Raw genomic sequence first — 19003 nt, 5'->3', positions numbered from 1 at the left:
AGCCCTTACAAATTGAGAATTGACAGTCTTTCGTACAAAAAAGTAAAAAATGGCAATTTTATATTTTATACGAAAAAGAAATCAATAGAAGACTTTAAAAAGAACAATTTGAATGAATATTATAGATATCAATTAGTAATAGAAAATAAGTTAGATGAATTGAAAAAATGTTTGGAAGTTGATGAGCTTACCCCAAAACCAATTGTTTTTACCAAAAATTATTACATGCTTGGTAAGCAATTTAATAGCTACGGAGCTATCAGGATAAATTATAATGATATTAAAGATGGTGTAAAAGATATTCCTTATTTTAAAAAAGAAAATCAAAAAAATTTATGGACTGTATTGGAAATCTAAATATTAAGTTTGAGTAAATATTTTTGTTAGCATATTACCCCTTGCTGGCGCAACATCTCACTCGTGCTATAAAGAATAAAAACTTTAGATTTCAGGATCGTTATAAATTAATATTTTAAATGTTAGAATATGAAATATATATATGTTTTTATGTGTATAATATCACTCTTCTCTTGCCAAACAAGGTATACATCTAATGATGTTATTTCAAAAAACAAACAACTCTACAATTCATTATACAATAAAAATGGAAATATTTTCACATTAGGTTCACTGAATTTTGAATCCTCATATATGTGGAGTTATACAAATAATAATATAATTGTTTATAATTTAAATAAAGGAAAAATAATTTCTGCAAAAAAAATAAATTATGAAAATAATATTTGGTTACAAGATCCGGTTAAAGACGATGATGGAATAGATAAATGTATAGTAACTGATGGAGTTATGCTCATGTATCAGGTTAGAAATAATGAATCCTTTATAGAAAGGAGATTTCCACTTGATTATATATGTATGAAAAATAGTAATTATGAATCAATCTTTTTCAAAAGACTGATTCAAGATATTAATTATTATAATATGGGATGGAAGGAATTAAAAAAATATCAAAAATTGATCATAATAGCTATATATAAACTTAATGATTGAGCGGGACGCTCGCGCAAGCAAGGGGAAGTTACTTCAATCAAGAATGGTTATCATAAAAAGTAATAAAAATGGAAAAATTAATAATTTTAATATCATTTTTGATATTTTCTCAATATTCTGCACAAAATAAAGTTGAAAAATTAGGCAAAATAACGAACGAAGTAATGAAACTTTATGTGAAAGATACTTTAAAACGACCTTTTAAATATGGAGATAATATAGCCATAAGCGTATTTTCAGATTCAACTTCTAATAAAAGTGGTCTATATATAGAAACATTAAACAAAGACTTTAAACTTTATAAAAATACCGTTATTTATAAATGGTTTACTTTTCAAAACAATAATATTATTGTTTTTTGTGGTTTTAATTCAACAAGTAAATGTCAAGAATATTTTAAATCATTAAATTTTAAAGTTGATGAAGAAAATAATACTGAAATATTAAATCAGGAAACTTATTCTGGTAGAGTGGACGAAAATACTAAGGTTTGGACTATTGGTATAAATAAAGAATATAAAATTACTGAGCTTAGTGGAAAAATGATTGACGCTGAAATTGCTAATCCTCGAGAATTTAAAAAGTTTTTAAACAAATTTTCTTCATTAAAATTGTATCAACTTTATGAAGGTGGAGAATTAATAGATATTAAAAAATAATATAAATTTTAGGTAATGTATTTACTTGTATAAATTATATGGCTTTTAGTTAACAGAATAAACCCTATTCAATAGCCCCGCTGGAGCGAGTGTCTCGTTCGTGTCTACTCTAGAATAAATAACAACCCTTGCACAAATGCAGGGGTTTGTTTATACTATAAGTTTTACTACTTTTAAATTTTGGATGACAACCTGCTTTGCTTCAATCTGTAGAATCTTAATCTGTGGTTGAATTTTCAGAATAGTTATATATAAACTTCATGATTTTGCTTATAGGACAAAGGGAGACGTTTACGTCGGTAAGGGAATTTCATTTATGTGCCGGCACACAATACAACTGTTATATATAATAGCTCTCAAATAATTAAGGCTTATGAAGGAAAATTTAAAAAAGATTAAAAGAATTCTCTTAGTATCTGTTTTTTTATTGAATTTTGGATGTTCTGCTCAGACTCACGAAAAGAAGGAGTTTTATAATTATATTGAAAAAATAATTACTGAAAAGGAGTTTGCCTTTTTTGAAATTAGCTTAATTAAAAAATGTAATAATCAATATCTTTTCGGCTTTGCAAAAATGAATTATAATGATAATCTCTCTAACAGGATTAAGACTTATAATTATAAAGGCTCTTTAATAATCTTTGATTTGAATAATGAAAAAGATAAGCAGATTATTAATTTTTTCGATTCTTTTTTTGAGAAGACAAATCAAGATATATCTAATTTAAAGAAAGGCAGGCAATCACCCATTGATGAAAGAATGCTCTATTTTGTAGATAGGAAATTCATTCTAGATTTTAATAGGGCTCAGATTTTTATAGAGAGTGACTGTAATAGAAGCCAATAGGATATTTTCAAATCTTCTCCCCGCTGGCGCGAGTACGAGCATCTCGCTCATGTCCACAAGCAGTAGTTTTGCTGTAGAAAAGCCCTTGTACTGCTGTGAACCACTTATAAACACCCTCCAGCCCCTTAGATAAGTCCCTCTCACCACTTTAACAAGCCTCTCCACCCACCTCATCAAGGGGCTCTAGCCAGTTCAGAAGTCGCTCCAGCCTCTTAGTCAACTGTCTATAGCCCGTTCCATAAGCCCCTATACCCTTTGTCAAAGGGGTTAGAGACCGTTATGCAACTCCCTTCAGCCCCTTATGCAACTGGGTATACCCCCTTACCCAAGGGGGGGGAGGGGGTTAGGTAAGGGGGTATAGTACGTTGTGAAAATAGCTGGTGATCGTATTTCCTGATAGAATGTAAATAAAACCTCCGCTGCAATTCATTGCAGCGGAGGTTATTGTATGTTCAAAAAAATTTATTCACCATCCCTTTCTCCCAAAGATTCTTTCAGCTTAATCAATTCGGCTTTTACGAATTCCAGGCGGTCAATCAGGGTGATGGTTTCGGAAATTTTACTGTTTGTGGTTAAGGCGATACGGGCTCCGTCCAGGGTATATCCTTTTTCTTTTACCAGATGGTAGATCATCTGAAGGTTTTTGATGTCTTCAGGAGTGAAATAACGGTTTCCTTTTCTGTTTTTTTTAGGCTTGATAATAGGGAATTCCTGTTCCCAGTAACGTATTAATGAAGTGTTTACATCAAATGCTTTCGCAACTTCTCCTATAGAATAATACAGTTTATCAGGTAAATTTATTTTCATTTTACGACTCCTAAACCTCAAAGATAAAAATTTTTTAAAGTTTCATCCAAAATATATTGTAAAAAGTACAGTCAGACTTTGTTTCAAAGAAAATTTATAAGAGTGAAATTGCTATAAAATAACAGGTATTTGTGTTAACAGATAGGAAGAGTCATCATATACCAGTTCTTTTTTATCTAAATTTGTGATTTCTTATGATACCTATATAATAATGAATCCGATCTCCGTTCTTCATATCGATCTTTTCCAGGCGGGTAAAAATACTTCAGATTTTTATTTTAACACGATGAAGAATCATTTGGTGGTGGGACATCGTCATATTGAAAAACCACACCGACATGATTTTTATGCTGCGGTTCTTTTTACCAAAGGATCAGGAGTACATGAAATTGATTTTCAGAAATATGAAGTTTCGGAGGGCAGTCTTTTCTTTCTTTCACCGGGGCAGATTCACAGCTGGGAACTTTCGGAGGATATTGATGGCTATATTTTCTTTTGTTCTCAGGAGTTTTACGAAATGCATTATGTAAATCAGAAGCTCAGAAATTTTCCCTTTTTCGGATCTGTATCTTTTCCAAGAAAACTTCAGTTGGATGCTTTGGAATTGAAGAAAAACAGCAGCTTATTTCAGGAACTGGGAAAAGAACATCGGGCTAAAAATATAATGAAAGAAGGTCTTATTTTATCATTGATGTCCCAGATTTTCATTAATGCTGCCCGGTTGTTTTCAAAAGACTTTGATACACTGGCATCAGCTGCCGGACTCTCTTATTTTAAACATTATCAGGATTTTGAAAATCTGATGGAGCAGAATTTTACCAAACATAAATCAATTACTTATTATGCCTCTTTATTAGGTATTTCCTCCAAGCATCTGAATAGAATTGCCCAGACTGTTGTTCAGAAAACGGCCACGGATGTGATTACAGAAAGGGTAGTACTGGAGGCTAAAAGAATGCTGATGTACCTGGACGAAAGTCTGGTGGAGATAGCTTTTCGATTAGGATACGAAGAATATTCCTACTTTGTAAGAGTATTCCGGAAAAGCTCCGGAATGACTCCTACTCAGTTCATGAGGAAATATAAGGCTTAATGAGTTTAAAGTTTAAAGTTCAAGGTTTAAGGTTCAAGGTTTAAAGTTTAATGTTGCTGGTTGTTTTTGTTGCGAGTTGGGGGTTACTCGTTTTGTTTAGACGATCATTATCTTGTTTATGACTTCCCATCCAAATTCACGATTCACTTGCGAAGCAAAACTCACCATTGATATCTGTTGAGTAGTATCTCTAATCCCTAATCCCTGCAACCTAACACCCGCCACCTGCAACCTGTCATCCGCCACCTATAAAGCTAATTTAAATGGTCCTTCAAACGTTGTTTCAAACGAATCTATCAGTTTCCCTTTTTCATCAAAAACTCCGATGACCATATTTTGTTTTGAGAACTTAATTTCTTCTTCAGGGAAGGAAATGTTGATGTTTCCTTTCAGGATCTGATCTCCTTTCAAAATGATTTTTTCAGAACCGAAATAAGTGATTTCTGCATGGTTGGGAGTGATAACTTTGATGGTAAGCGTCTTTTTCTCATTTGATTTATTCAGAAGAGTATAAATAAAAGTATTGGTGATTTTACCATTTTTAATGAAAAACGTAGAACCTGCCGGCTTAATGAATTTGGCTTCCATAGAACCACGGTCGTACATTAAAAATCCAAGGAATCCGATAAGCAGCGCTAAAATAACGGTGGTGGCTTTCATTCTTGGAGTGAATCGGAATTTATCCTGATTTTCAATCTCAGCTTCCGTGGCATAGCGTACCAATCCTTTAGGCAGACCTACCTTTTCCATCACTTCATCACAGGCATCGATACATGCTGTACAGTTTACACATTCCAATTGCTGTCCGTTTCTGATATCAATTCCTGTAGGACATACCACAACACATTGGTTACAGTCGATACAGTCTCCTTTTCCTGCTGCTTTCCTGTCTTCGTTATTTCTCCATTTTGCGCGGCCTTCACCTCTTTTAAAGTCATAATATACATTGATGGTCTGTTTGTCAATCAATACGCCTTGCAGTCTTCCGTAAGGACAAACCAGGGTACAAACCTGTTCACGAAGCCATGCAAAAACAAAATAGAATGTCATCGTAAAAAAGATCATCGTAATAAACTTTAATGGATGTTCTGAAGGTCCTTCCAGCATAATCTGGAAAACCTGTTCATAGCCTACAATATACATGAACATGAAAGTAGAGCAGAGTAGGGAAATAAAAAGAAATACGGACCATTTCGTCACTCTTTTTCGGATTTTTTCAGCATCCCATTCCTGTCTGTCAAGCTTCATCTGTTTATTTCGGTCACCTTCGATCCAGTATTCGATTTTACGAAAAACCATTTCCATAAAAAGAGTCTGGGGACACAGCCATCCACAAAATATTCTTCCGAAAACAACAGTAAACAACATCACAAAAATCACTGAAGTTACCGCTCCCAAAGCAAGAATAAAAAAGTCCTGCAGGTAGAAAGGCTGTCCAAGGATAAAAAACTTTCTGTCGATGACGTTAATGAGAAGAAAAGGATTATTGTTAATCTTTACAAATGGCAACCCAAAAAATAAAGCAAGAAGAAGATAGCTGGTGTAATTCCTGTAATTGGTATATTTTCCTTTGGGCTTTCTGGGAAAAATCCACTTTCTTTTTCCGGATTCATCCATAGTTCCCACTGAATTTCTGAAATCTTCATTTTCAATTTCCAAAGACTTGATATTGTTGGACTCTGCGCTCATTGTTGTATGCTATAAAGTATTTTGGTACAATTTTCATCCTAATCGACCTTATTTTCCATTGATTATTTCCCTGAAAAAAGTGATCGATTCTCTTACTACAAAGCTCTGGAATATATCTTTTTGTTACTAATATGATCTACTTCCAAAATAGGACAATTGAGACATTTTGTATTTGTGATTTTTATTGTATCAAAGTGAGAAAATATTTTGAAACCTTTTGCTCATATCGTAAATTGCAGTCTTAAAAATGAAGTATGAAGAATATCTTTAAAATAAGTATGATTGGTTTGGTTTTCGCATTGGTAAACTGCCAATCAGTAAATTATAGTAAAATGTTTTATGAAGGAGTACAGCCGGAAATGGTTTCCGATAAGTTCAGTTTCACCGAAGGACCATCAGCAGATAAAGAGGGAAATGTTTACTTTACCGATCAGCCTAATGATAAGATCTATTATTGGGACTGGAAAAGCAATCAGGTGATAGAATTCTTAGATAAAACAGGAAGAGCAAACGGAACCCACTTTGACAAAGACGGGTATTTGATTACCTGTTCTGATGATCAGGGGGAAATCTGGAAAATTTCAAAAGATAAAAAAGTAGAAGTGTTGCTTAAAGGGTTTGAAGGAAAAAGACTGAACGGCCCTAATGATGTCTGGAATGATGAATTGGGAGGAATGTACTTTACAGATCCTTTGTACGAAAGAGACTATTGGATTGGGTTTAAACAGGAAATTCAGCATAAAAGTCTTTATTACAGAGATAAAACAGGAAAAGTTACTAAGCTGGATACTTTCACACAACCCAACGGAATTGTAGGAAGTGAAAAATTAAAGAAATTGTATATTTCTGATATTGATGCCGGTAAAACGTATGTGTATGATATACTTGGTGAAGGGAAATTGTCTGAGAAAAAACTGTTCTGTGAAATGGGATCAGACGGAATGGAGCTGGATAAACACGGGAATCTTTATCTGACAGGAGATGGCGTTCATGTTTTTAGCCGTTTAGGAAAGAAGATTTATCATATTTCTATCCCTGAAAAATGGACATCCAATGTCACTTTCGGTGGGAAAAATAATAACATACTCTTCATTACTGCTTCAAAATCTGTATATACTTTTCCGACAAGGGTGAGAGGAATAAAATAAGATTGTGATATCTTTATAATAAAAGAGCTCTGAAATTTCAGAGCTCTTTTTATGTTTGTTGAAACCACCCCGTCAAAAATTCTCTGAATTTTCGCCACCCCTCCGGAGGAGGGGAATTCTCACACGGGTAATTACTTTATCTTTGAAAATTTTCACAAGCTTATGTGAACTTTATATACACAAAGTATCAACTTAAAAAAACTTTTGTGGTTTAATAAGCAACTTCCATTTTCACTTTCTTTCCTTTCAGTTTTTCATTCTGAAGTTTTCTTAAAAGAGCATTTACTTTATTTCTGGAAACAGCAACATAAGAAGTAGTATCTTTTACCTCAATAATTCCCACATCTTCTTTCTGCAGTTCTCCTTTCTTGAGTAAATACCCTACAATATCCACTTTATTCACCTTATCCTTTTTCCCTGCACTGATGTAAACGGTCTGGAAAGGTGTTTTTTGCGGAACTTTAGTAAATCCGGCAACACTTTCTTCGGGAGTATTACTTTTAATGAATGGGAAATTTTCCTCCTCAGTCATAATCAGATATACAAAACCTTTGGCGTTCATTCTTGCTGTACGTCCGTTTCTGTGGATGAAGGCATCTTCTTTTGGCGGAAGCTGATAATGAACAATAGATTCTACCTCAGGAATATCAAGTCCGCGGGCAGCCAGATCTGTGGTAATAAGAATCCTTGCAGAATCATTTCTGAATTTTAGCAAAGCACGTTCTCTTTCATCCTGTTCCATACCACCATGAAAGGTCTCCCTGTCAATTCCCATCTGATGAAGAAGCTCAGAGATGCGGTCTACAGCATCACGGTGATTACAGAAAATTAAAGTTCTCTTATTTCCGATTTTACAAACCAGATTAAAAAGGGTATCCAGTTTTTCCTCAGAAATAGTCATTACCTTTCTCAGCTGAAGATCTGGTTTTATATCATTTTCTTTAAGGAAACTGATTACTTTTTCATCTTTTAATCCCGTAAAGGCCGGAATTTCATCCATGGCAGTGGCGGAAGTTAAAATTCTTTGAGAAAGTCCTTGTAAAGAGTGGGAAATAAATTCCATATCATCATGGAAACCCAGTTCCAGAGCTTTGTCGAATTCATCAAGAACTAAGGTTTTAATTGTTTTCGGATCAAAGTTATTATTTCTTAAGTGGTAAACAACTCTTCCGGGAGTTCCAATCAATACAGCAGGAGCTTCAATTAAATTATTAACCTCGATTTTTTTATCATGCCCTCCATAGCAGACAGAAACTTTAAAATCTGTTCCCATCGATTTAAAAACTTGTTCAATCTGCAAAGCAAGTTCTCTGGCAGGAACCAATATCAATGCCTGAACTCCCTGAACATTTTTTTTCAGATTTCTCAAAACAGGAAATAAAAAGGCAAGCGTTTTCCCGGATCCTGTAGGAGAGAGTAAAACAATGTCTGTATTGTTTTCGGATGCTTTATAAGTAGATTTCTGCATCTGATTCATATCCTGAATCTGCAGTTTTTGATAGATCGGCTGTAATTCCATGCTGCAAAGGTAATGAATTTAAGCGGGGGATATGTGGGAGAGTTTGAGGATTTGAGAGTTCTGGAGTGGTTATATTTTATAGTAGAAGAGTTTGAGAGGATAGAAAAACATTGCTCATTAATTTGTTACAGTCATTCTGAATGAAGCGTAGCGAAATGAAGAATCTCATTTTGTTTTCTATCTATTGTAGATGATTCGTGAACTGCGTTCGTAAACTTTCAGTGTATGCTCACAAGACAACATATATTGCTTCATTCTAAATTTAAGACCGTTGGTATTAGAATGTCATGCTGAGCGCAGTTGAAGCATTCTTTTAATGAAGGTGTTGATTTTTAAATACATAAGTTAAATATTAGCGTGCTGAAATCTATTGCTTATTTTAAATAAAATTCATATCTTTGCACCCACTTTTGTGGCGAAAAGGTTTGATAGGTAAATTACTTACAATTAATTACTTCCGTATTTTTTAATCCGCATTTATTCAAACCATTAAAAAAGAAGGAATACAAATTTTATTAGAAAATGTCAAAAGAGACAAATTCAGCAGAGGTTTTATTAAACCAAAACGTAGCACCAGAACAATTTGATTGGGATTCATTCGAATCAGGTCTTGATGCAGATGCGAGAAAAGAAAAAAGCGATTTAGAAGAAATCTACAACGGATCTTTAAACAACCTAGACGATAACGACGTTTTAGTTGGTAAAGTTGTAAGATTAACTGATAAAGAAGCTATCGTAGACATCAACTTCAAATCAGAAGGTGTTATCTCTCTAAACGAATTCCGTTACAACCAAGGCCTTAAAGTAGGTGACGAGGTAGAAGTAATGGTTGACAAGAGAGAAGACAAAACTGGACAATTACAGTTATCTCACAGAAAAGCTAGAACGCTTAAAGCTTGGGATAAAGTAAACGAACTTCACGAAACTGGAGAAATCGTTAACGGTTTTGTTAAATCTAGAACTAAAGGTGGTATGATCGTTGACGTTCACGGAATCGAAGCATTCTTACCTGGTTCTCAAATTGACGTTAAGCCAATTAAAGATTACGATCAGTTCGTAGGAAAAACTATGGAGTTCAAAGTTGTGAAAATCAACCCTGAGTTCAAAAACGTAGTTGTATCTCACAAAGCATTGATCGAAGCAGATATCGAAGGTCAGAAAAAAGAAATCATCGCTCAGCTTGAAAAAGGTCAGGTTCTTGAAGGTACTGTTAAGAATATTACTTCTTACGGTGTATTCATTGACTTAGGAGGTGTTGATGGATTGATCCACATTACAGACCTTTCTTGGTCTAGAGTGAACCACCCATCTGAAATCCTAGAAGACGGACAGACTGTGAAAGTTGTAATCCTTGATTTCGATGATGAGAAAACAAGAATCCAATTAGGTATGAAGCAATTAGAAGCTCATCCTTGGGATGCTCTTTCTGCTGACTTGAAAGTAGGTGACAAAGTAAAAGGAAAAGTAGTAGTTCTTGCTGACTATGGTGCATTCGTAGAAATCGCTCCAGGTGTTGAAGGATTAATCCACGTTTCTGAAATGTCTTGGTCTACTCACTTAAGATCTGCTGGAGATTTCGTAAAAGTAGGTGATGAAGTAGAAGCTGAAGTATTAACTTTAGATAGAGAAGAAAGAAAAATTTCTCTTGGTATCAAGCAATTGTCTAAAGATCCATGGGAAAACATCGAAGCTAAGTATCCTGTAGGATCTCAGCATGTAGGAACGGTAAGAAACTTCACTAACTTTGGTGTATTCGTAGAGTTAGAAGAAGGTATCGACGGATTAATCTACATCTCTGATCTTTCTTGGACTAAGAAAATCAAGCACCCATCTGAGTTCTGCGCAGTAGGTGATAAATTAGACGTTGTAGTTCTTGAATTAGATATCCAAGCTAGAAGATTATCTCTAGGTCACAAGCAATTGACTGAAAACCCATGGGATAAATTCGAAACTAAATATGCTGAAGGAACTATCCACGCTGGTAAAGCTGTAGAAGTTCACGATAAAGGAGCTTCTGTTCAATTCGAAGATGCTGAGGTTGAAGCTTTCTGTCCTTCAAGATTATTAGAGAAAGAAGATGGATCTAAAATCAAAAAAGGTGAAGATGCTCAATTCAAAGTAATCGAATTCAACAAAGAATTCAAGAGAGTAGTAGTATCTCACACAGGTATCTTCAGAGACGAAGAAAAGAAAAACGTTAAAGAATCTTCTTCTAGAAACGTATCTTCTTCTTCTAACAACGAAGAAAGATCTACTCTTGGAGACATCGATGCATTAGCAGAGTTGAAAAGAAAAATGGAAGAAGGTAAATAATCTTTGAACCATTTATAGATAAGGAGCCGCTCATTTGAGCGGCTTTTTTTATGGGTCTATAGTATATGATAATCAGATACCTTTTAAAGCAGTGAAATTAAAAAAGTTTCTTTTATGAAATATTAAAAAAACATTAAAATTGAATGAGTTGTAGATCGGGAGTTTATATAAATTACCAGATAGGTTTAACGAAATATTTAAACTTTAAAAAGCAAAAAACGAGGTAAACATAATAAGACAAACACAAATATAATATAGGGTTGTGTTGATTGAGAAATATGTAAAACAGTTTTGAATTTATCTTTTCTATTGGTATTTATTTATATTTTTATTTTTGTCAAAAAAAGTAATGAAGTTATGTGAATTATTTGTAGATTAGCGCCTTTAATAATGGATATGAAAAACAAAGCTTTACCACTTTTATTTGCAGTATTTTCTGCGTTTCCGACAATATTGTTCGGACAGGATAATGAAAAACTGATTAAGGATTATATTTCTCAAAATAAAATAAGGGAATATAAAAAGTCTGATCTGAATAATATCATTGTTGATAATGTAGATCCTTCAAAATCATTGAATGGTAATGTTGTTAAATTTTTACAGACGTATAAAGGTTTACCTGTATACAGCTCTGTAGGAACAGCATTGATTCAGGACAATAAAATTGTTTACTACACAGATAATTTTGTAAAAGATTATACTACCTCTACATCTGGTACAGCTGCAATTAATAAAAATACAGCGCTTCAAAAAATTGCTGAAGATCTTAAAAACCCTGATATTGCGAACTTCACCATTCTTGAATATCTTGAAAAGACGCAAAAGAAAGCTACATCAGCCAATCAAAGACTGGTGTATATGAATGATGAGAGCGGGAACCTTCGTCTGGCATATGAATATACTTTGAATGAGCCAAAATCTCCGAATTTCTGGAATATTTTAGTAGATGCCAACAATGGAAATATCCTTTTGAAAAGTAACCTGACATTGTCTTGTAATTTCCATCATGATGCTTATGGTTCCGATACTGAATACAGCCATGCGGATCATTTTGAAAATACATTAGTTGGTCCTCAAAATAACATAGCACAGAATAATATTCCATTGCTTTTACCGGATAATGCATCATATAATGTATTTCCATTGCCTATTGAAGCACCTACTTTTGGTTCAAGATCAGTCATTACGAATCCTTGGATTCTGAGTGCTTCCCCTGAAGGATGGCATTCTGACGGAACTAATCATTATACTGTTACCAGAGGAAACAATGTTTTTGCCTATGAAGATGCTGCAGGAACAGCTTTAACAGCACCTGATTATCTTACAGGAGCTCCGGCAGATGGTGGAGCAACAAGAAATTTTGATTTCCCTTTTAATATTAATGAAACTCCATTAAACAACAGGAATGCTGCCATTACGAATTTATTTTATCTGAATAATAGAATTCATGATGTTTTCTATAAATTCGGATTTACAGAATCTGCAAGAAATTTCCAGCAGAACAACTTTGGTAATGGACCTGTAGGAGGAGATGATGACTCTGTATATGCTGAAGCGCAGGATGGAAGCGGATTAAATAACGCGAATTTCTCGTCAGGACAGGATGGTTATAATGGCAAAATGCAGATGTACCTTTGGTCTCCGGTGGGAAGAGTATTTTATTATAATGCACCTACAGCGGCTGTTTCCCGTACACCGGGAGCCGGAACTGCACAGTTTGGTGCTCCATTACCTATGAACGGAATAACAGGAGATGTAGCACTTTCATCAGTTTTGGATGGTTGTACAGCATTGCCTGCAAGTTCATTGACTAATAAAATAGGACTGGTTGAAAGAGGAACATGTTCCTTTGCTGTTAAAGTGAAAAACCTTCAGGATGCAGGTGCTAAAGCGGCTATTGTATATAATAACGTTGCAAATGGTGCTACGATAGGAAATATGGCGGGTAATGATCCTACAATTACGATTTCTTCAGTACTTATTAACAATGCAGAAGGGGAATATATCAAAACTCAGCTTGCAGCAAGTACTACAGTAAACGTTACCTTAAAAGGAAATATGACTCCTGACGGAAGTTTTGATAACGGAATCGTAACTCACGAATATGGTCACGGAATATCCAATAGAATGACTGGTACAGGATACAACTGTCTGAATTCAGGAGTGAGCAAAGAACAAATGGGAGAAGGATGGTCTGATTTCTTCGCGTTAATGTTAACTAATAAAGCAGGCGATAATGCTACGGTAGCAAGAGGTACAGGTACTTATGCATTAGGTCAGGCAATAACAGGAGCTGGTATCAGACCTGCAAAATATTCTACAAGCCTTGCTGTTAACGGATTTACCTACGGAGATACTAACGGAATGGAATACAATAACGGATCAGCAGTGGTTCCGGATGTACACTCTATCGGTTTTGTCTGGGCAACGATGCTATGGGATCTTCACTGGAAATATGTTGAAAAATATGGTTATTCTTCAGATGTATTATCCACAACTCCAAACGGAAGTACAAAAGTATTACAGTTGGTAACAGACGCTCTGAAACTTCAGGGTTGTAACCCTAGCTTTATTGAAGGAAGAAATGCAATATTGGCTGCAGAGTTGGCAACAACTGCGGGGGTTGATAAATGTATGATCTGGGGCGTTTTCGCAAGAAGAGGTTTAGGAGTGAATGCTTCAGCAGGAGTGAAGAACAATATTAATGATCAGGTTCAGGACTTTAATGTACCGGAAACATGTTTATTGGCTACCAATGATGTAAATGCAAATAAGAACAAGGATATTTCTATCTATCCAAACCCTGCTAAGGATGAGTTTTATATTAAATTCCCAAGCAATACCCTTGGAAAAGTAAGTGTAGAACTTTATGATATGTCTGGAAAACTGGTTTCTACAGAAGATAAAATCTCACCAGATGCTAAAAAAGCAATTTCGACAAGCAATCTTGTTAACGGAACTTATATGGTTAAAATCAAAGGACTAGGTTTCGAAGCTGCTTCGAAAGTAATGGTTAAAAAATAATTTACTTTTATAATCAATTTAAAAAATCGCCACAAGCTTGCTTGTGGCGATTTTATTTATCTATCAGTAGTACACTTCAGAATGATTTAATTTATATGTCGTACCTTTGCAGGCTGTTAAAAAAATTATGAAGAAGAAAAATATACTAAAAGGTGTTTTATTTGTAGGGATTGGAGCTAGTATATACGGTATGTTGGCCACTTTTGTGAAAATGGCTTACCATGATGGTTTTACAACCTCAGAAGTAACTACTTCCCAATTCGTATTAGGTTTGACAGGGCTTTTGATCCTTAATCTTATTCAAACCCTAACCTCAAAACAGAAATTATCGATGCCCAATTCTAAAGAAGTAAGAATGCTCTTGCTTGCAGGAACTTCTTTGGGAGGAACAAGTTTGTTCTATTATATTGCGGTACAATATATCAATGTATCGATTGCCATTGTATTATTAATGCAGTCGGTATGGTTCAGTGTAGTGGTGGAAAGTATGATCACAAGAAAACTGCCCAACGCGAGGAAAGTTGTTTCTGTAGTTATTGTATTGCTGGGAACCGTTCTGGCAACGAATCTTATCAATATGGAAATAGAACTGGACTGGCATGGAGTTTTCTGGGGACTGATGGCAGCTGCTTCATATACCCTTACAATGTTTACGTCCAATACGCTGGCAACCCATCTTCCGGTTTTCAGGAAGAGTATTATTATGCTGGCAGGAGGTTCAGTAGTGGTATTTGCATTTTTATTCTTTGCCCAGATAGGACCCATGTATTTTGATGGATTAAAATCATTATACCTGAATTTTACAGATAATACAGAACATATCCACTCATTTAATTATTCAATATTTCTCACGTATGGATTTGTTCTGGCTCTTTTTGGAACAATTATTCCGCCAATTCTGTTCAATGTTGGATTTCCAAATGCAGGATTAGGGTTGGGAAGTATCGTTTCATCACTGGAGCTTCCGGTTTCCGTAACCATGGCTTTTGTGTTACTGGGAGAAAAAGTATTCCTTATCCAGTGGGTAGGGATTGTCCTTATTCTTTTTGCTATCGTTTTAATGAATTTACCTTCAAAAAAAGGAAAAGAAATTTCGATGGCATAGTTGTCTAAAAAATATTTAATTAAAAATACCAGTTGAAACCGTTCCTTTTGGAGCGGTTTTTTTAATTTTAATCTTTAAATAAAAGTTTCATGAAATATTTCAGAAATATAATGACTGTTTTTACTTTGACGGTCTCAGGTTTTATGTTTTCGCAGGTAAAACCTCTGGATGCAATGCTTTCCGATTATCAATATCCTTATGAAGTTCATTTTCTTACACTCAAATCTCAGGGGCAAGATTTGAAAATGGCATATATGGATGTACAGCCACAGAAATCCAATGGAAAAGTAATCATGCTTCTTCATGGGAAAAATTTTAACGGGGCTTATTGGGAAAGAACGGCAAAAGACCTTTCTGCTAAAGGATTCAGAGTGGTAATTCCTGATCAGATAGGATTTGGAAAGTCTTCGAAACCTCATGATTACCAGTTTTCCTTTTCACAGCTGGCTGAAAATACAAAAGGAATTCTTGATGAATTGAAAATAGACAAAGCTATCGTTTTGGGGCATTCCATGGGAGGAATGGTAGCGACCCGGTTTACATTACTGTATCCTGAGAAAGTACAAAAACTGATTCTTGAGAATCCGATTGGACTGGAAGATTATAAGACTTTTGCAGCTTATCAGACCATTGATCAGGCGTATCAGGCTGAACTGAAAAATACAGCCGAAACTTATAAAAACTATCAGCTGAAATTCTATTATGACAACAAATGGAAAGAAGAATATCAACCCTGGCTTGATTTAATTGCCGGATGGACCCTTCATAAAGAGTATCCTCAGGTAGCCTGGGATGCAGCACTTACCTCAGATATGATTTACAACCAGCCTGTATGTTATGAATTTAAAAATATCAGCGTTCCTACATTGCTTATCATTGGAACAAGAGACAGAACAGCTATAGGAAAAGACAGAGCACCAAAGGAACTTCAACCGAAAATGGGGCAATATCAGGAATTGGGAAAGAAAACCCAGCGTGAAATTTCAGGTTCAAAGCTGGTAGAGATTGATCATGTAGGTCATCTTCCTCATATAGAAGTATATCCGAAATTTTTTGAAGCATTGTACAGTTTTATACAGTAGAAGAATAAAAATAGTTGAAACATTAAGTTTAATAAAAAATAGTTAAACTTAATGTTTCTTATTTTCAAAGAACAATAAGGTACAAACTCCTATACCTGAAAACAGTATACATGAAATTCCCAGATTCTGTATAAAGCCAATACTTACGAGCCCGGAGCCTATCAGAACATAATAAATCAGTCCTAATAAAGCACCTGCACTTCCTGTTTCATTTTTATAATTCATTAAGGCTGTACTCAGGATGTTTGGAATCGCAATGCTAAAGGCCATTACAATGAAAAAATAAGGAATTAAAAAATAAATTCCTGTGCTTGACAGAATCCATACGAAAATAGAAGCGACAAATGCTGAAAATGTACTTGCTTTAACTAAATATTTAGGTTGTATATTCTTCAATATCAGGGATCTGTTGAGTTTTGCCCCGGCGAATGTTCCACATGCCAGTATAACACTGCTATATCCAAAAACATAAGAGGAATAATGGTATTTCTTAAAGATAAAAGGAGCCAGTGAATAATATGAAAACAACAGGACATTAAAACTCATGATTAATAAGCAACATCTGATAATTGCTTTATCATGAAGCATTCTCTTTAATAAATTGATTAAAGTACCTGCATTAATTTCTTTTACTGAATGATGGGTTTCAGAAATTTTTTGTTTTGAAAGAGTGAAGAATAATATTCCCAGCAAACATAATGTTATAAATACTCCCTGATGCCCCACAGAAGAAGCTAATACCGAACCGGTAATCATTCCTACCACAGGGCTTATGGATAAACCAATTCCAATCCAGGAAAATACTTTGCTGATATTATCTTTGTCGTAGCTGTCTCTTAAAATAGTTTGTGTCACAATAGACCCTACAGAAATTCCAAATGCTGACATAATTCTGGCACCAAGAAGAATCATAAAGTTAGGTGCAAAAACTGCCGCCAAGGTTCCGATTCCATAGGTGATGAGACCATATTCCAATGACCTTTTTCTTCCAATTCTGTCACACTGTACACCCCAAAATGCCACGCCCAGGGCAAATGCTATAAAATATAAGCTGATCGTCAGAGTAACAGCTTCTTCTTTTACTCCGAACTGTTGCTGTACCATCGGTAAAACAGGGCTGTAAATGGTTTCTACAAATTGCGGAAGCATTACAAGCAATGTCAACAGCCAGATAGGATTTGTCTTTTTCATTTTTTTCTGCAAAGTTTCCAAAAAAACAAGGTATATTTATAATGATATAAAAACAAAAAATATCAAAAATAGGACATGGCCATACTGAAGCAAAATGAAGAATTTAATGCAGATTCTATTCAGGAGAAAGTAATAGGAATAGCCTCTGATATGGTGATGCATGATTCTGGCTTTCATTATCATAAAACGAAGGCTCAACTGTTGTATGCTCCCTCTGGCTGTATGACGGTTACTACTTCTGATAAACAGTTGGTTCTTCCTCCGTTCCGTATGCTTTGGATTCCTGCTCATGAGGTTCATCGGGTCAATTTTCGGAATGTTGTAGCCTATAGATCAATTTATTTTGATGAAAATTATTCAAAAAAATATATGACCTCTGATCTGAAGGTTCTTCATGTAAACGCTTTGCTAAAAGAGATTATAGAAAGAATTTGTTTTTGGGAGTGGTCGGATTTGGGTAATAATCAAATGAATCTTTTAAAAGTATTCTGGGACGAAATGAGTATGGCTCCGGAAGAAAAACTGGAACTTAAAATGCCTCAGGACAGACGTTTTAAAAAAACAGTTGAAGAATGGACACTGCGCAAGTCTATACCACCCATGTTGAAAGATCTTGCAGAAAAAACCGGAGCAGTAGAGAAAACAATCAGCCGTATCTTTAAAAAGGAAACCGGACTGTCTTATCAGGAATGGAGGCAGCAATGGCGGCTGCAGCGATCGATTGAGCTTTTGGTGGAAGGCAATTCAATAGGAGAGGTGTCGCATATTTTAGACTTTTCATCTGACAGCGCTTTTATTGAATTTTTCAAAAAACATACAGGCTCAACCCCTTTGCAGTATCTTATGAAGAATGAGTAGTTTTTTGCAGCTGATAAAAGTACGATTGTGAACCCTGTCAAGATTTTAAACCTTGTCTTGATGTGATACTCTATTTCTTGTCCTATGAAAAGCCTGATTTGCAGTAAATGTCATAAAATTGTACTACCTAATACAATATTTTATGAAAACAATTAATACCAATAATGTTGAGGATTATATACATGAAATTAAGGTCAACAGTACTGTAGATAGAATTTATCATGCGCTGACCCAGGAAATTCCTCTGTGGTGGACTGAATTGTTTGAAGGTTCATCTTCGGAGGCTGGAAATCTTTTCACTATAAGATTTGGAGACCAAATTCACAAAACAATGCGGGTAAAGGAATTAACTCACAATACAAAAATTGTGTGGTCTGTTGAAGATTCACTGATTGCTCTTCCTGAATTAAAAAATCAGACAGAATGGATTGGCACAACGATCGTCTGGGAAATGGAACAAAAGGAAAAAAGTAGTGTACTGATGCTTACCCATATCGGCCTGAATCCGGATATTGAATGTTATGAGATCTGCTCAAATGGCTGGCGGCAGTTTCTCGGCAGTTTGACAAAGTTTCTGGAAACCGGAGAAGGAACTCCATACAGAAAGTAAAAAAATATTTAAACAAAAAAGAGACTGTTTATAAGTAAACAGCCTCT

General features: G+C 34.9%; 16 protein-coding genes. 12 read left to right on the top strand and 4 right to left on the bottom strand.

The genetic code is table 11. The annotated features are described in order from the left end of the window. Positions 1 to 108: 108 nt before the first annotated feature. The 4 genes from ACWPWS_RS10005 (at position 109) to ACWPWS_RS09990 (ending at position 2517) form a co-directional block, all read left to right on the top strand. Positions 109 to 357 (top strand): hypothetical protein, encoded by a 249-nt coding sequence (locus ACWPWS_RS10005; protein WP_454046380.1) that lies wholly within the window; start codon positions 109 to 111, stop codon positions 355 to 357. A gap of 129 nt (positions 358 to 486) precedes the next feature. Further along, on the top strand, positions 487 to 1011 hold the full coding sequence (locus ACWPWS_RS10000; protein ID WP_454046379.1) for a hypothetical protein: 525 nt from the start codon (positions 487 to 489) through the stop codon (positions 1009 to 1011). A gap of 68 nt (positions 1012 to 1079) precedes the next feature. After that, the gene (locus ACWPWS_RS09995; protein WP_454046378.1) at positions 1080 to 1670 is read left to right on the top strand and encodes a hypothetical protein; all 591 of its coding nucleotides are present in this window, start codon (positions 1080 to 1082) and stop codon (positions 1668 to 1670) included. Between the two features lie 373 nt (positions 1671 to 2043). Continuing rightward, positions 2044 to 2517 carry a hypothetical protein gene (locus ACWPWS_RS09990; protein WP_454046377.1) on the top strand — a complete coding sequence of 158 codons (474 nt, stop codon included), beginning with the start codon at positions 2044 to 2046 and terminating at the stop codon, positions 2515 to 2517. 462 nt (positions 2518 to 2979) lie between these two features. Here ACWPWS_RS09990 and ACWPWS_RS09985 read toward each other — a convergent pair whose 3' ends face one another. Beyond that, a complete protein-coding gene (locus ACWPWS_RS09985) occupies positions 2980 to 3324 on the bottom strand; it encodes a MerR family transcriptional regulator (protein ID WP_105683719.1) in 345 nt (114 codons plus the stop codon). Positions 3325 to 3535: 211 nt separating this feature from the next. On the opposite strand from ACWPWS_RS09985, the gene ACWPWS_RS09980 reads away from it, so the two are divergent. Further along, positions 3536 to 4417: an AraC family transcriptional regulator gene (locus tag ACWPWS_RS09980; RefSeq protein WP_454046376.1), complete on the top strand. Its 882-nt coding sequence runs from the start codon at positions 3536 to 3538 to the stop codon at positions 4415 to 4417. Between the two features lie 246 nt (positions 4418 to 4663). On the opposite strand, the gene ccoG is transcribed toward ACWPWS_RS09980, so the two are convergent. Beyond that, positions 4664 to 6106 (bottom strand): cytochrome c oxidase accessory protein CcoG, encoded by a 1443-nt coding sequence (ccoG, locus tag ACWPWS_RS09975; RefSeq protein WP_454046375.1) that lies wholly within the window; start codon positions 6104 to 6106, stop codon positions 4664 to 4666. Between the two features lie 254 nt (positions 6107 to 6360). On the opposite strand from ccoG, the gene ACWPWS_RS09970 reads away from it, so the two are divergent. Continuing rightward, entirely contained in the window at positions 6361 to 7254 is an 894-nt protein-coding gene (locus ACWPWS_RS09970) for an SMP-30/gluconolactonase/LRE family protein (RefSeq protein ID WP_309511486.1), read from the top strand. Positions 7255 to 7465: 211 nt separating this feature from the next. On the opposite strand, the gene ACWPWS_RS09965 is transcribed toward ACWPWS_RS09970, so the two are convergent. Continuing rightward, positions 7466 to 8773, bottom strand: a complete 1308-nt coding sequence (locus tag ACWPWS_RS09965; protein WP_209785303.1) for a DEAD/DEAH box helicase — start codon at positions 8771 to 8773, stop codon at positions 7466 to 7468. 522 nt (positions 8774 to 9295) lie between these two features. On the opposite strand from ACWPWS_RS09965, the gene rpsA reads away from it, so the two are divergent. The 4 genes from rpsA (at position 9296) to ACWPWS_RS09945 (ending at position 16297) form a co-directional block, all read left to right on the top strand. Next, complete coding sequence (gene rpsA / locus ACWPWS_RS09960; RefSeq protein ID WP_149834761.1) at positions 9296 to 11086, top strand: 30S ribosomal protein S1; 1791 nt, start codon at positions 9296 to 9298, stop codon at positions 11084 to 11086. 396 nt (positions 11087 to 11482) lie between these two features. Next, positions 11483 to 14110, top strand: a complete 2628-nt coding sequence (locus ACWPWS_RS09955; RefSeq protein WP_454046374.1) for a T9SS-dependent M36 family metallopeptidase — start codon at positions 11483 to 11485, stop codon at positions 14108 to 14110. Between the two features lie 127 nt (positions 14111 to 14237). Next, positions 14238 to 15215 (top strand): EamA family transporter, encoded by a 978-nt coding sequence (locus ACWPWS_RS09950; RefSeq protein ID WP_454046373.1) that lies wholly within the window; start codon positions 14238 to 14240, stop codon positions 15213 to 15215. Positions 15216 to 15304: 89 nt separating this feature from the next. Further along, positions 15305 to 16297 carry an alpha/beta fold hydrolase gene (locus tag ACWPWS_RS09945; protein ID WP_454046372.1) on the top strand — a complete coding sequence of 331 codons (993 nt, stop codon included), beginning with the start codon at positions 15305 to 15307 and terminating at the stop codon, positions 16295 to 16297. 48 nt (positions 16298 to 16345) lie between these two features. Here ACWPWS_RS09945 and ACWPWS_RS09940 read toward each other — a convergent pair whose 3' ends face one another. Continuing rightward, positions 16346 to 17488 (bottom strand): MFS transporter, encoded by a 1143-nt coding sequence (locus ACWPWS_RS09940; RefSeq protein WP_454046371.1) that lies wholly within the window; start codon positions 17486 to 17488, stop codon positions 16346 to 16348. A gap of 75 nt (positions 17489 to 17563) precedes the next feature. Between ACWPWS_RS09940 and ACWPWS_RS09935 the strand changes: the two genes are divergently transcribed. Both ACWPWS_RS09935 and ACWPWS_RS09930 read left to right on the top strand, forming a co-directional pair. Next, positions 17564 to 18346, top strand: coding sequence for an AraC family transcriptional regulator (locus tag ACWPWS_RS09935; protein ID WP_454046370.1), 783 nt, complete (start codon positions 17564 to 17566; stop codon positions 18344 to 18346). Between the two features lie 142 nt (positions 18347 to 18488). Next, the gene (locus ACWPWS_RS09930) at positions 18489 to 18956 is read left to right on the top strand and encodes an SRPBCC family protein (protein ID WP_454046369.1); all 468 of its coding nucleotides are present in this window, start codon (positions 18489 to 18491) and stop codon (positions 18954 to 18956) included. Positions 18957 to 19003: the final 47 nt, after the last annotated feature.

Source organism: Chryseobacterium sp. Marseille-Q8038, assembly GCF_965111995.1.
The sequence above is the reverse complement of the archived record's forward strand: the minus strand, read 5'-3'. Positions and strand labels throughout refer to the sequence as shown.